Annotated in this window: 10 protein-coding genes; 7 read left to right on the top strand and 3 right to left on the bottom strand. The window is 65.3% G+C overall.

All coding sequences use genetic code 11. The features are described 5' to 3' along the window. Nucleotides 1-12: 12 nt before the first annotated feature. Complete coding sequence (gene glmM / locus KHY18_RS00160) at nucleotides 13-1,347, top strand: phosphoglucosamine mutase (protein ID WP_213293184.1); 1,335 nt, start codon at nucleotides 13-15, stop codon at nucleotides 1,345-1,347. Nucleotides 1,348-1,395: 48 nt separating this feature from the next. Here the strand turns inward: glmM and KHY18_RS00155 are convergent, their stop codons facing one another. Both KHY18_RS00155 and KHY18_RS00150 read right to left on the bottom strand, forming a co-directional pair. Beyond that, nucleotides 1,396-3,585, bottom strand: coding sequence for a sensor domain-containing protein (locus KHY18_RS00155; RefSeq protein WP_213293183.1), 2,190 nt, complete (start codon nucleotides 3,583-3,585; stop codon nucleotides 1,396-1,398). Nucleotides 3,586-3,801: 216 nt separating this feature from the next. Next, nucleotides 3,802-4,728, bottom strand: a complete 927-nt coding sequence (locus KHY18_RS00150; protein ID WP_213293182.1) for a Ppx/GppA family phosphatase — start codon at nucleotides 4,726-4,728, stop codon at nucleotides 3,802-3,804. Between the two features lie 237 nt (nucleotides 4,729-4,965). Between KHY18_RS00150 and ppk1 the strand changes: the two genes are divergently transcribed. Beyond that, nucleotides 4,966-7,170: a polyphosphate kinase 1 gene (gene ppk1, locus KHY18_RS00145; RefSeq protein ID WP_213293286.1), complete on the top strand. Its 2,205-nt coding sequence runs from the start codon at nucleotides 4,966-4,968 to the stop codon at nucleotides 7,168-7,170. 95 nt (nucleotides 7,171-7,265) lie between these two features. Here the strand turns inward: ppk1 and KHY18_RS00140 are convergent, their stop codons facing one another. Continuing rightward, nucleotides 7,266-8,747, bottom strand: a complete 1,482-nt coding sequence (locus KHY18_RS00140; protein WP_213293181.1) for a Ppx/GppA phosphatase family protein — start codon at nucleotides 8,745-8,747, stop codon at nucleotides 7,266-7,268. A 228-nt stretch (nucleotides 8,748-8,975) separates the two neighbouring features. On the opposite strand from KHY18_RS00140, the gene KHY18_RS00135 reads away from it, so the two are divergent. From KHY18_RS00135 to pstA, 5 genes are all read left to right on the top strand, one after another. Then, nucleotides 8,976-9,224, top strand: a complete 249-nt coding sequence (locus KHY18_RS00135; RefSeq protein WP_213293180.1) for a hypothetical protein — start codon at nucleotides 8,976-8,978, stop codon at nucleotides 9,222-9,224. A 225-nt stretch (nucleotides 9,225-9,449) separates the two neighbouring features. Next, on the top strand, nucleotides 9,450-9,602 hold the full coding sequence (locus tag KHY18_RS00130; protein WP_213293285.1) for an autotransporter outer membrane beta-barrel domain-containing protein: 153 nt from the start codon (nucleotides 9,450-9,452) through the stop codon (nucleotides 9,600-9,602). 119 nt (nucleotides 9,603-9,721) lie between these two features. Beyond that, nucleotides 9,722-10,762 (top strand): phosphate ABC transporter substrate-binding protein PstS, encoded by a 1,041-nt coding sequence (gene pstS, locus KHY18_RS00125; protein ID WP_213293179.1) that lies wholly within the window; start codon nucleotides 9,722-9,724, stop codon nucleotides 10,760-10,762. Between the two features lie 107 nt (nucleotides 10,763-10,869). Beyond that, the gene (gene pstC, locus KHY18_RS00120; protein WP_249728810.1) at nucleotides 10,870-11,868 is read left to right on the top strand and encodes a phosphate ABC transporter permease subunit PstC; all 999 of its coding nucleotides are present in this window, start codon (nucleotides 10,870-10,872) and stop codon (nucleotides 11,866-11,868) included. Then, on the top strand, nucleotides 11,865-12,764 hold the full coding sequence (gene pstA, locus KHY18_RS00115) for a phosphate ABC transporter permease PstA (protein ID WP_213293178.1): 900 nt from the start codon (nucleotides 11,865-11,867) through the stop codon (nucleotides 12,762-12,764). The genes pstC and pstA overlap by 4 nt, the downstream gene beginning before the upstream one ends. Nucleotides 12,765-12,773 lie beyond the last annotated feature (9 nt).

Here is a 12,773-nt window from a genome sequence, read left to right as displayed (position 1 = left end):
AGAAGGTTCGTAATGGCTCGTGAATATTTCGGCACCGATGGCATTCGAGGCACTGTCGGTCGCACTCCCATCACTCCGGATTTCGTGCTGCGCCTCGCGCACGCGGTAGGGCGCGTGCTGCGCCGCACGCAGGAGCGCCCGACGGTGCTGATCGGCAAGGACACGCGGATTTCGGGCTACATGCTGGAAAGCGCGCTCGAGTCGGGGTTCAACTCCGCGGGCGTCGATGTGGTGCTGCTCGGACCCTTGCCCACGCCGGGCGTGGCCTATCTCACGCGCACCCAGCGCGCGAGCCTGGGCGTGGTGATCAGCGCCAGCCACAATCCTTTCGCCGATAACGGCATCAAGTTCTTCAGCGCCCAGGGCAGCAAGCTGCCCGACAGCTGGGAAGAGGACGTCGAGCGCGCATTGAAGGAAGAGCCCGTGTGGGCCGACTCCGCAGCGCTGGGCAAGACCCGGCGCCTGGAAGATGCGGCAGGCCGCTACATCGAGTTCTGCAAGAGCACGTTCGCTTCCGACCTCACGCTCAAGGGCTTGAAGATCGTGGTCGATGCGGCCCACGGCGCGGCCTACCAGATCGCGCCCAAGGTGTTCCATGAACTCGGCGCCGAAGTGATCGCCATGGGCTGCGCGCCCGACGGCCTGAACATCAACGACGGCGTGGGTGCAACCCATCCCGAAGCGATGGTGCGCGCCGTGCGTGCCAATGGCGCCAATTACGGCATTGCGCTCGACGGCGACGCCGACCGCCTGCTGGTCGTGGACGCCAAGGGCCGGCTGTTCAACGGCGATGAGCTGCTGTATCTGCTGGCCGCCGATCGCCTCGCGCGCGGCGAGACCGTGCCTGGCGTGGTCGGCACGCTGATGACCAACCTTGCGGTGGAGTCGGCGCTCAAGGCCCAGGGCGTGGGTTTCGTGCGCGCCAAGGTCGGTGACCGCTATGTGTTGGAAGAGCTCGCGCGCAATGGCTGGCTGCTGGGCGGCGAAGGCTCGGGCCACCTGCTGGCGCTTGATTGCCATTCCACGGGCGACGGTCTCATCAGCGCCTTGCAGGTGCTGCAGGCCTGCGTGCGCAGCGGCAGGACGCTGGCGCAATGGCTGCAAGCCGTTCCTCTGTATCCCCAGGTGCTGATCAACGTGCGCCTGGCTCCGAGCCAGGACTGGAAGAACAACCAGCTGCTCGACCAGACGCTGCTCGCCGTGCAGGCCGAGCTGGGCGATACCGGCCGCGTGCTGATACGCCCCAGCGGCACCGAGCCGCTGCTGCGGGTCATGGTCGAAGCGCGTGATCAGCAGCAGGCCAGCCGCTGCGCCCAACAGCTGGCCGACGCGGCCCGCGCTGGATAAACTGCGCCCGTTGCCGAACGGGTGTCGGCCGGCGCGCGCGCCAGCCGCTCAGAGCGGCAGGACCTGGGGTTTGGCGAACACCGGTGCCTGGCGGCTGCGCAAGAATTGCAGCAGGTCTTCGCCCGGCGGCAGAGGCCGGCTGAAATAGTAGCCCTGGGCTTCGTCGCAGCCCATGTCGCGCAGGAACTGCAGCTGGGCCTCGGTCTCCACGCCTTCGGCCGTGGTCTGCATGCCCAGTGCCTGGGCCATGCGGATGATGGCGCTGACGATGGCGCGATCGTTGCCGTCATGGTCCAGATCCTGCACGAACGACTGGTCGATCTTGAGCTTGTAGATCTGGAAGCGCTTGAGCTGGCTCAGTGACGAGTAGCCGGTGCCGAAATCGTCTATCGACAGGCGCACGCCGCGCGAGCGCAGCTGGTCCATGGTCGCGGTCGCGGCGCGCGGGTCGTCGACGGCCACGCCTTCAGTCAATTCGAGCTCCAGCGCATCCGGCGGAACGGCAGCCGCGTGCAGGATCTGGCTGACCAGATCGGGCAGTTGCGGCTGGTGGAACTGGATGGCCGACAGGTTGACCGCGACCTTGAGATCCGTCAGCCCGGCTTCGCGCCAGGCTTTGAGCTGTTTGACCGCATTGCGCAGCACCCATTCGCCGATCTGCAGGATCTGGCCCGTGTCCTCGGCCACGGGAATGAACTCCGACGGCGAGATCGGGCCGAGCTTGGGGTGGTTCCAGCGCAGCAGGGCTTCCACGCTGTGCACGCGGCCCGTGCGTATGCGCACCTGGGGTTGGTAGTGCAGCTGCAGCTCTTCGCGCTCCAGCGCGCGGCGCAGTGCGTTCTCCAGTTGCAGCGCGCGCAGCGACTGGGCGCGCATTTCGGGCGTGAAGAAGCGGAATGTATTGCGACCGTCGAGCTTGGCGTGGTACATCGCGACATCGGCCGACTGCGTGAGCGTGTCGAAATCCATGCCGTCCTGCGGGTACAGCGCGATGCCCATGGACGGCGCCATGGTCAGTTCATGGTGGTCGATCTGGTAGGGCTGGCGCGAGGCTTCGAGCAGCTTGTCGGCGACGCGCGCCGCGCCATGCGCGTTGGCGCCCGGCAGCAGCAGCACGAATTCGTCACCGCCTATGCGCGAGACCGTGTCCTTTTCGCGCACCACCGAGCGCAGGCGCTTGGCGATCTGCACCAGCAAGGTATCGCCCACGCGATGGCCCAGCGAGTCGTTCACATGCTTGAAGTGGTCCAGGTCGAGAAAGATCGCGGCCAGCGGCGTGTCGTTGTCGCGCGCCAGTTGAATGGCCTGCGTGCTGCGGTCGGCCAGCAGCGTGCGGTTGGGCAGGCCGGTCAGTGGATCGTAGTGCGCGAGCCAATAGATGCGGTCCTGGTCGCGCTTGCGGTCGGCCATTTCGCGGTGCAGGTCTTCGACCGTGGCGCTGAGTTCGCGCGTGCGGTCGCGCACCTGCTGCTCGAGCTGTTCGTGCACCTTGGCGAGCGCCGCCTGGGCCTGGGTGCGTTCGGTGATGTCGACCGTGATCCAGATCGTGCCCTGGCTGGGGTCGTTGGCATCGATGAGCTTGCAGCGCACTTCGCAGATGACCGTGCCGCCATCCTTCTTGCACAGCATCATCTCGCCTTCGAAGCTCAGGCCCACGGTCAGCTGGCGCGTGAAACTTTCCTCCAGGCGCTCCCATTCGGCGGTGCTGGCAAACCAGTTGTGCGCACTGGTGCCTATCAGTTCGCCCGGTCCATAGCCCAGCATGGTCTCGAAATGGCCGTTGCAGCGCGTCAGGTGGCCGCGGCGCATGAAGATGATGCCCACGCTCGCATGGTCGAACAGCAGCTGCTTTTCGCGCAGCGCGGTATTGAGCATGGTCTGGGCCTGGCGCTGCTCGTCGATGTCGTTGAGCGTCCAGATAGAGCCTTCTTCGGGCCGCGTGGGATTGATCAGCCGGCCGGTGACGCCGCCCCAGAAAAGCGCGCCGTTGTGGCGGCGCAGCTGGCATTCGGTGCGGAAAGTCAGCCCCTTGGACATGCGCACCCGGGCGAGCTTGCCCAGGCGATAAAACGTTCGGGTGTCGGGATGAAACGACGCTCCGTGGCGTCCCAGCATGTCGTCGGCGCCGGAGTGGCCGAAAATTTCGGCGCAACGTTCGTTGCAGCGCACGATTTCCTGCCTGTGCATGAAGGCAATGCCCACGCCGGCGCTGGCCAGAAGGGTGTGCTGCTCGCGCATGATGCGCTCAATTGCGTCGAGAGAGACGGTATTGGAGGACGGCACTTGGAGCGCTCTAGCGAATGGGGTGGGCCCGGTGCGGCAAATGCTGGCGCTCCACTGGGCAATGGATGTTAATGAAGTGTAGCATTTGATACTTCTTTACCTTCTCTGCGGGATCACCCGGCTTGTGGGGCTGATGCTCTTCGTGCATACATCGCCATCGCGGCCCATCGATCACCGCACATCCGGCGCCGCCGGCCGCAGGCTGTACAGCAGTCCGTGGCGCAGCGAACCCTGGGTGACGCGCATCTCATCGATACCGAAAAGCTGGAACACGGCCTGCATCACGCTCACGCCGCCGCCGATCACCGGGCGCAATTCTTCACGCAGACCCGCCAGATGCACGGCGCTGCTGTGGCCATCCTGCTGCAACCGGGCCTGCAGCCAATCGAGCCCCTGGCGGGTGATGAGGCCCGGAGTGCCGGCCTGGGCCGCCAGCACCCGGCTGATCGCGCCGGCCGTGCCTGAGGCGCCATAGGCCTGCTCCCAGTGAGGTGCGGCAAAGGCATCGGCCTGCGGCTGCAGCATGGCCTGCGCGCTGGCCTTGGCGGCGGCGAATTGTTCGGGCCGCAGGCCGCCGTCGGCGAAATGTCGCAGCGACCAGGCCACGCTGCCGATCTCCACCGAGCGCGTGATCCGCGCCTCGAATCCCTGGCCCAGGCACAGCTCGGTCGAGCGCCCGCCGATGTCGATCACCAGGCGTTTGCGGGACGAGGGCGGCAGCAGCCGCGCCACCCCCTGGTAGATCAGTCGGGCTTCCTCTTCGCCGCCTATGACTTCGATCGGCACGCCCAGAATGGCGCTGCCGCGGGCGAGAAACTGCGCCCGGTTGGTCGCTTCGCGCAGGGTCTGCGTCGCCACGGCGCGCACGCGTTCGGGCGGCAGATCGGCGATCAGCGGCGCGAAACGCTGCAGGCAGGCCCAGCCACGCTCCATGGCTTCGGCGCTGAGCTGGCCCTGGGCATCCAACGACCCGCCCAGGCGAATGGTTTCCTTGCGACAGGTTTGTGACACGAGGCGATCGCCGGTGAAATGTCCTAGTTCCAGCAGGCAGCTGTTGGAGCCGATGTCGATGGCGGCAAGCAGGCTGGCGTTTTGCATGGAAGGCGTGGCGAGGTCGAAAAAGCGCGCAGCTTAGCACCTTCGCCGCGCGGCGTCCGCCACCCATGCCAGCCGCAGGCGCAAGATACGTTGCGCGATGGGAGAATGTCACTGTCATCGTGCTGACACAAATGCGGTCAATACTCAGCGGCGCCGCGTCTTTCGCACGTTGTAGGATTGTTTGTGACCACTCTGACCTCTACCCATTCGGAGCGCGCAGCCCCTTTGGACGCCGACATGCCCGACCTGACGTCACCTGCAGATGGTGACAATGCGGGCATCGCGCCGACTTCAGGCACCGAGGAAGCTGTGCCGGCCGTTGCCGATCCCGTTGTCGACCCAGTAGCCGTCGCCGCGCCGGAGCCGGTACCCGCCGTGGACGCCACGCCCGCGAGTGTGCTGCTCGATCGCGACCATTGCATTCTGGCGTTCAACGACCGTGTGCTCGACTGGGCAGTGCGCTCCGACGTCCCGCTGCTCGAGCGTTTGCGCTACCTGTGCATCGTGTCGTCCAACCTCGATGAATTCTTCGAGGTCCGGGCCGCGCCGCACATCACGGCCGAGCTCAGCGGCGATGGCCAGGGCACCTACACCACCGCCTCCTTCAAGGCGCTGATGGAGCAGGCCCACGACCTCGTGGCGCGCCAGTACGAGCTCTACAACAAGGCCCTGGTGCCGGCGTTCGAACGCCATGGCATTCGCATCGTCTCGCATGGCGAGCGCTCGAACAACCAGCGTCGCTGGGTGCGCGAATATTTCCTGTCCGATGTGCGCCCACTGCTGATTCCGCTGGGCCTCGATCCCGCCCATCCGTTTCCCCAGGTGGCGAACAAGGCGCTGAATTTCATCGTCCGGCTCAAGGGGCCGGATGCCTTCGGTCGCACCAATGAAGTCGCGATCGTGAAGGTGCCTCGGGCTTTGCCGCGGCTGATCCGCATGCCGGCCAAGGTCGCGGGCAAGCAGCGCCTGTTCGTGAGCTTGTCGAGCGTCGTGCGCGCCCACCTCAAGGAGCTGTTCCCGGGGCGTGAAGTCGTCGAGTTCTCGCAGTTTCGTGCGACCCGCCATTCCGAGCTGGCCGTGGACGAGGAAGATGTCGGCAACCTGCGCATGGCCTTGCGCCAGGGTCTGCACCACCGCCATTACGGCCAGGCCGTGCGCCTGGAAGTCTCGTCGGGCTGCTCGCCGTTTCTGGCCGATCTGCTGCTCGCGCAGTTCCATCTGCCGCCGCAGGCGCTGTTTCGCGTTCCCGGCCCGGTCAATCTGGTGCGCCTGGGGCAGCTGGTCGACCTGGTCAACGATGCCTCGCTGCTGTTCCCGCCATGGCAGCCCGTGTGGCCGCGCCAGCTGCAGCGCAATGTGTCGGTGATGGCCCAGCTGCGCCAGCGCGATGTGCTCATCCACCAGCCGTTCGAAAGCTTCGAAGGCGTGCTCGCGCTGCTGCGCGAGGCCGTGAACGATCCCAACGTGCTGGTGATCAAGCAGACCATTTATCGCACCGGCTCCGACTCGGAACTGATGGATTTGCTGGCCGAGGCCGTGCGCCGCGGCAAGGAAGTCATGGCCGTGGTCGAGCTCAAGGCGCGTTTCGACGAGGAAGCCAACATCAACTGGGCCGAAGCGCTGGAGCGCGTCGGCGCCCAGGTGGTCTATGGCGTGGTCGGTCTCAAGACCCATGCCAAGATGATGCTGATCACGCGGCGCGAAGGCCGGGGACTGCGCCGCTACGGCCATCTCTCGACCGGCAACTACAACATGCGCAGCGCCCGGCTCTACACCGACATGGGCTACATGACGTCGGACCCGACCGTCACGGCCGACATGGACGAAGTGTTCAACCACCTCGCCAGCCACAACCGCCTGCCGCAGCTGCAGCGCCTGATCATGGCGCCTTTCCATCTGCACGACAGCATGATTGCGTTCATCACCCAGACGGGCGAGGCCGCGGCCAAGGGCCAGCCCGCACGCATCGTCGCGAAGATGAATGCGCTGACCGACGAAGCGCTGATCCACGCATTGATCGCGGCGGGGAAGAAGGGCGTGAAGATCGATCTGATCGTGCGCGGCGCCTGCATGCTCGCGCCGCAGCGCCCGGGGCTCACGGACAACATCCGCGTGCGCTCGGTGATAGGCCGCTTCCTCGAGCACACCCGGGTGTTCTATTTCCGCCAGGGCGACAAGGAAGACCTGTTCCTGTCGAGCGCCGACTGGATGAACCGCAACATGATGCGGCGCATCGAGCTGGCCTGGCCGGTGCGCGATCCGGTGCTGCGCCAGCAGATCGTCGACGAGTGCCTTGTGGCCTATCTGCACGACGACCGCGATGCCTGGACGCTCAACCCCGACGGCACCTACACGCGCTCGCCGCGGCCTTTCGACGGCAACGGCGCGCAGAACGCGCTGATGCTGCGCTACGGACCGCCGATGCTGGTGCAGCCGGATTGATTTGATGAATGTGAAAACCCCCTGAGCGGCAAAGCCACTCAGGGGGTTTTTTCTTGGGCCGGCGCGGCATCGAGCGATGCGCGCGCCGCTATGCCTCAGCCCAGATTCAAATCCAGCTGCCAGTGGGTCTTGAGCCAGGCCTGCTGCTCTTCTTCCAGCAGAAATGCCGATTGCGGATAGGTCTGCGACCAGTCGCTGCTGGCGCTGAGCTTGAAGCGCGGACCCACGGCTTCGATCTGCAGGCTCGCGAGTTCGGGCGGGCGGCGCGCATGGCACAGCAGCACGGCCAGGCGCAAGGCCAGCAGTGGATAGACATGCTGCGGCTCGGTGAGCATTTCGGGCTCGAGCTTGCGCAGCTTGCCGCGCTGGCCGCAGACCAGTTGGGCCAGCAGGTCGCGCTCGGCCTGGGTGAAGCCCGCAGCCGTTGTGTTCTGCAGCACATAGGCGCCGTGGCGGTGGTAGTTGCTGTGCGCGATATGGCTGCCGATCTCGTGCAGCAGGGCCGCATGGCGCAGCGGCTCGTGGTGCTCCGCCGGGGTTTCGGGCGCCAGTTGCTCGAGCAGGTTGCGCGCGACGCTGGCCACGCGCTGGGCCTGATCGGCATCAACGGAATACTTCTGCATCAGGCCCTGCACGGCGGCCGTGCGCAGGTCGGTGCACAGCGGGTCCTGCTCGACCAGGGTATGCAGCACGCCCTGGCGCAGCGCGCCTTCGGCCACGCGCAGCGAGCGCAGCTGCAGCAGGTCGAACAGCGCCTGCATGATGCTCACGCCGCCGGCAATCACCGCGCGCCGCTCTTCCTTGAGGCCTGCAAGCCGTATCTGGTCGGTGGTCTGGGCGCGCACCAGGCTGTCGTGCAGCCATTCAAGCCCTTCGGCGTCGATGATGCCCGGCGTGCGGCCGTTCGCGGCCAGGATGTCGCCAATGGCCGCGGCCGTGCCAGAAGACGCGTAGACGACGTCCCAGTCGCCGCCATGGATGATGTCGAGCGCTTCGTCGAGCACCGCGCGCGCGGCGACGGCCGCGAGCGAGAACGCCGCACGGCTGAGTTCGCCGTCGGGGAAGTAGCGCTGCGACCAGGCCACGCTGCCCAGGCGCAGCGACAGCGCCTGCTGCGCTTCCTGGTGCCGGCCCAGCACCAGCTCGGTCGAGCGACCGCCGATGTCGATGACCAGACGGCGCTCGTCGGACGCCGGCAGCAGGCTGCTCACGCCGCGGTAGATCAACCGGGCTTCCTCTTCGCCCGCAATGATTTCAATCGGGTAGCCCAGCAATTCGGAGCCGCGCTGCACAAAGGCCTCGCGGTTGCGCGCTTCACGCAGCGTCTGCGTCGCGACCGCGCGCACATGGCCTGCGGGAAACCCGGCCAGGCGTTCGCCGAAACGCGCAAGGCAGTCCCAGCCGCGTTGCATGGCTTCTTCCGACAGATAGCGGTCGGCATCGAGGCCGCCGCCCTGGCGCACGGTTTCCTTGAGGTACTCCACGCGCTGGAAGTGGTGGTGGGAAAAGTGACCGATCTCGAGCCGGAAGCTGTTGGATCCGAGATCAATGGCGGCAAACAATTGGGCGTGGGGCATGGGCAGGACCGGTCACGAAACGCAGGACGTGGAAGACAAAAAGAGCTGATGCAGCACGCACCACCTCGTGGAGCAGGAGCGTACACCCGGAATGTGGCAAATACATGAAAGGGATGCAACAGAAATAGGGCGGGCGCCGAAATTGTGTCGGGACAGGGTACGCGGCAGGCCGGCGCGACCCCCACTTTCAGCGCGGCCTCGGGCCACAGCGTTGCAGCGGACGCCGCCTTGAACCTCGCGGGCCTTGATCAAACCATCGCCGGGTCGAACAATGCCGGTGCGGTGCAATTGAGCGCGCCGTCGGCAACTCCCGCCAGCGTGCTCACCGTCACCGGCCTGGGTCAGGGCGGTGAATTGGCGATGGCGACCAACGACCATGCCGGCGACCGCCTGCGGCTCAGCGGCGCGGCGGCCGTGGCCAGCGCAAACACCACGATGCGCATGTGGGCATGCGGGGCGACATGCACCAGCGCCTGACTGATGCGCCCGGCGGCGCCGGCAACGAGCGCCGGGCCTGGGGGCGCGTGCTGCGCACCGACCCCGGCATCCGCGAGCAGGGCAGCGTGAACCCGCAAAGCAGCGGTCATCTGACGGGCTTCCAGGCCGGGCTGATCTGTATGCCGGCAAGAACGTTCATGCCGGTTTCTATCTGGGCCAGCTCAAGGGCGATACGGGTGTCAGGGGGCTGTCCGGCTCGCGTCGCTGGAAATAGGCCAGCCCTTCGGCATCGACAGCCGCTGGCAGATCGAACCCCAGGCCCAACTGGTGTACCGCCAGATCAGTCTGGATGACACGGCCTTGAGCCAGGCGACGGTGCAGCACAAGACTCCCACCGACTGGACGCTGCGCTGGTGACAGGATTCGCCGGCTGCCAGCCCATGTCACAACCCGCACATCAACTTGTCACGAGGCCGTCATAAAAGGTTTCTAAAGTCACGCACATCACAGTTTTTTCCAACCTGAGAGGTGCGTTCATGAAGTGGTCCGTGATTCAAATTCTGGTGGCTGGTGTTGTAGCTGGCTCCGGCGTGGGCACTGCCTTCGCTCAGCAAGAAGCCACCGGCGCCGGCGCCAGCTTCCCCGCACCGCTGTATTCCAAGTGGGCGGCTGATTACAACAAGGCCACGGGCGTCAAGATCAACTACCAATCGGTAGGTTCGAGCGCCGGTCTCAAGCAGATCGAAGCCAAGACCGTTGACTTCGGCGCTTCGGACGAGCCGCTGAAAGACGACGAACTGGCCAAGAAGGGCCTGGTTCAATTCCCCACCGTGATCGGCGGCATCATCCCCGTGGTCAACATCGTCGGCATCAAGCCCGGCGAACTCAAGCTCACCGGCAAGGTGCTGGGCGACATCTACCTGGGCAAGATCACCAAGTGGAACGATGCCGCCATCGTCGCGCTGAACCCCGGCGTGAAGCTGCCCGACGCGACCATCGCTCCCGTGCGCCGCGCTGACGGTTCGGGCACGACGTTCGGCTTCACCAACTACCTGAGCGCCGTGAACGCCGAGTGGAAGGAAAAAGTCGGTGAAGGCAAGGCTGTGAACTGGCCCACGGGCGCGGGTGGCAAGGGCAATGAAGGCGTCGCCGCTTTCGTCGGCCGCCTGCCCAACTCCATCGGCTACGTCGAGTACGCCTATGTGAAGCAGAACAAGATGACCTACGCGCTGCTGCAGAACCGCGACGGCAACTTCGTCTCGCCTGATGACACTTCGTTCAAGGCCGCCGCTGCCGGCGCCGACTGGACCAAGAGCTTCTACCAGATCCTGGGCAACCAGCCTGGCAAGGATGCATGGCCCATCACTTCGGCCACGTTCATCGTGATGCACAAGGTGCAGGACAAGCCAGCACAAGCCGCTGCTTCGCTGAAGTTCTTCGACTGGGCCTACAAGTCGGGTGATGCCACTGCCAGCGGCCTGGACTATGTGCCCATGCCTGACCAAGTGAAGAAGGTGATCTACAAAGCCTGGGGCGAGATCAAGGACTCTTCCGGTAACACCATCGCTGTAAAGTAAGCGTACCGATGGCGGTGCACCCTCGGTGCACCGCCTTTTCGGTGCTTGTGTGATGAACCTATTTTGAAGAGGCGCTCAGCGTGTCCACTCCATCGACTGCCCGTCCGATGCCTGCGTCTGTAAAGACTGCAGCCACACCACGCGGCCCAACACCCCGCCGCCTGAACGCCCTGTCCGGCGTCTGGGCCGACCGTGGCTTTGCCTGGCTCGCGCGCGCCGCGGCCATATTGACCCTCGGTCTGCTCGCTGCCATCCTGGGCTCGCTGCTGGTCGGCGCCTGGCCCGCAATCCATGAATACGGCTTGGGATTCTTCACCAGCAGTGTCTGGGATCCCGTGCAAAACCAGTACGGCGGACTGGTGATGATCTACGGCACGCTGGCCACCTCGATCATCGCTCTGGTGATCGCCGTGCCCGTGAGCTTCGGCATCGCCCTGTTCCTGACCGAACTCTCCCCGGCCTGGCTCAAGCGCCCGCTGGGAACGGCCATCGAACTGCTCGCCGCCGTGCCGTCCATCGTCTACGGCATGTGGGGCCTGATGGTTTTCGGCCCCGTGCTCGCCACCTATGTGCAGATTCCGCTGCAGTCGCTGTTCGCGGGCGTGCCCTATCTCGAAGCTTTTGTGTCCGGCCCGCCCGTGGGCATCGGCATTCTGTCTGCCGGCATCATTTTGGCGATCATGGTCATTCCGTTCATCGCTTCGGTGATGCGCGACGTGTTCGAAGTCACGCCGGCCCTGCTCAAGGAATCGGCCTACGGCCTGGGTGCAACCACCTGGGAAGTGGTCTGGAAAGTCGTGCTGCCGTACACCAAGACCGGCGTGCTGGGCGGCGTGATGCTGGGCCTGGGACGTGCGCTGGGTGAAACCATGGCCGTCACCTTCGTGATCGGCAACATGAACCAGCTCAATTCGCTGTCGGTTTTCGAAGCCGCCAACAGCATCACCTCGGCGCTGGCCAACGAATTCGCCGAAGCCGGCGAAGGCCTGCACCAGGCCTCGCTGATCTATCTGGGCCTGATCCTGTTCTTCATCACCTTCGTGGTGCTGTCGATGTCCAAGGTGCTGCTGTCCCGCCTGCAGAAGAGTGAAGGAACCCGGTCATGAGCCAGATCCCTGTAAACGGCACGGCCCAGCGGGTCCTGCAGGCGGCCGAGCTGGCCGCCCAGCGCCAGGCACGCTACGCCGGCCGCAAGCGTGTCAACCAGATCGCGCTGACGCTGGCGCTGGCCGCGATGGCCTTCGGCCTGTTCTGGCTGGTGTGGATCCTGTGGGAAACCATTCGCCTGGGCATCGGTGGCCTGAGCCTGATGCTCTTCTCCGACATGACGCCACCGCCCAACGAAGCCGGCGGCCTGGCCAATGCGATCTTCGGCTCGCTGGTGATGGTGACCATGGCGACGCTGATCGGCACGCCCATCGGCATTCTGGCCGGTGTGTATCTTGCCGAGTACGAGCAGCGCGGCTGGCTGGCGCGCACCACGCGCTTCGTCAACGACATCCTGCTGTCGGCGCCAAGTATCGTGATCGGCCTGTTCGTCTACGCCGTGGTCGTGGCCCAGCTCAAGAGCTTCTCGGGCTTCGCAGGTGTGGTGGCGCTGGCGCTGATCGTGATTCCGGTGGTCATTCGCACCACCGAGAACATGCTGATGCTGGTGCCTTCGAGCCTGCGTGAAGCAGCCTATGCGCTGGGTACGCCCAAGTGGAAAGTCATCATGATGGTCACGCTGCGTGCAGCGCGCGCCGGCGTGATCACCGGTGTGTTGCTGGCCGTGGCACGGATCGCGGGTGAAACCGCGCCGCTGCTGTTCACCGCCTTGAACAACCAGTTCTGGAATGCCGACCTGAGCAAGCCCATGGCGAGCCTGCCGGTGACCATCTTCAAGTTTGCAATGAGCCCGTACGAGAACTGGCAGCAGCTGGCCTGGGCCGGCGTGTTCCTGATCACCGTGGCCGTGCTGGGTCTCAATATCCTGGCGCGTGTGCTCACGCGTCAAAAATAAGGCAAGGTA

The sequence above is a fragment of the Acidovorax sp. CCYZU-2555 genome, assembly GCF_018413525.1.
In the GTDB taxonomy this organism is placed as follows: domain Bacteria; phylum Pseudomonadota; class Gammaproteobacteria; order Burkholderiales; family Burkholderiaceae_C; genus Comamonas.
This window is presented reverse-complemented; position numbering and strand designations above follow the sequence as displayed.

What these genes read in the sequence shown, in the direction of transcription:
- glmM (WP_213293184.1), top strand. Translation starts at nt 13, where the DNA reads ATGGCTCGTGAATATTTCGGCACCGATGGCATTCGAGGCACTGTCGGT.
- KHY18_RS00155 (WP_213293183.1), bottom strand. Translation starts at nt 3,585, where the DNA reads ATGCGCGAGCAGCACACCCTTCTGGCCAGCGCCGGCGTGGGCATTGCC.
- KHY18_RS00150 (WP_213293182.1), bottom strand. Translation starts at nt 4,728, where the DNA reads ATGCAAAACGCCAGCCTGCTTGCCGCCATCGACATCGGCTCCAACAGC.
- ppk1 (WP_213293286.1), top strand. Translation starts at nt 4,966, where the DNA reads ATGCCCGACCTGACGTCACCTGCAGATGGTGACAATGCGGGCATCGCG.
- KHY18_RS00140 (WP_213293181.1), bottom strand. Translation starts at nt 8,747, where the DNA reads ATGCCCCACGCCCAATTGTTTGCCGCCATTGATCTCGGATCCAACAGC.
- pstS (WP_213293179.1), top strand. Translation starts at nt 9,722, where the DNA reads ATGAAGTGGTCCGTGATTCAAATTCTGGTGGCTGGTGTTGTAGCTGGC.
- pstC (WP_249728810.1), top strand. Translation starts at nt 10,870, where the DNA reads ATGCCTGCGTCTGTAAAGACTGCAGCCACACCACGCGGCCCAACACCC.
- pstA (WP_213293178.1), top strand. Translation starts at nt 11,865, where the DNA reads ATGAGCCAGATCCCTGTAAACGGCACGGCCCAGCGGGTCCTGCAGGCG.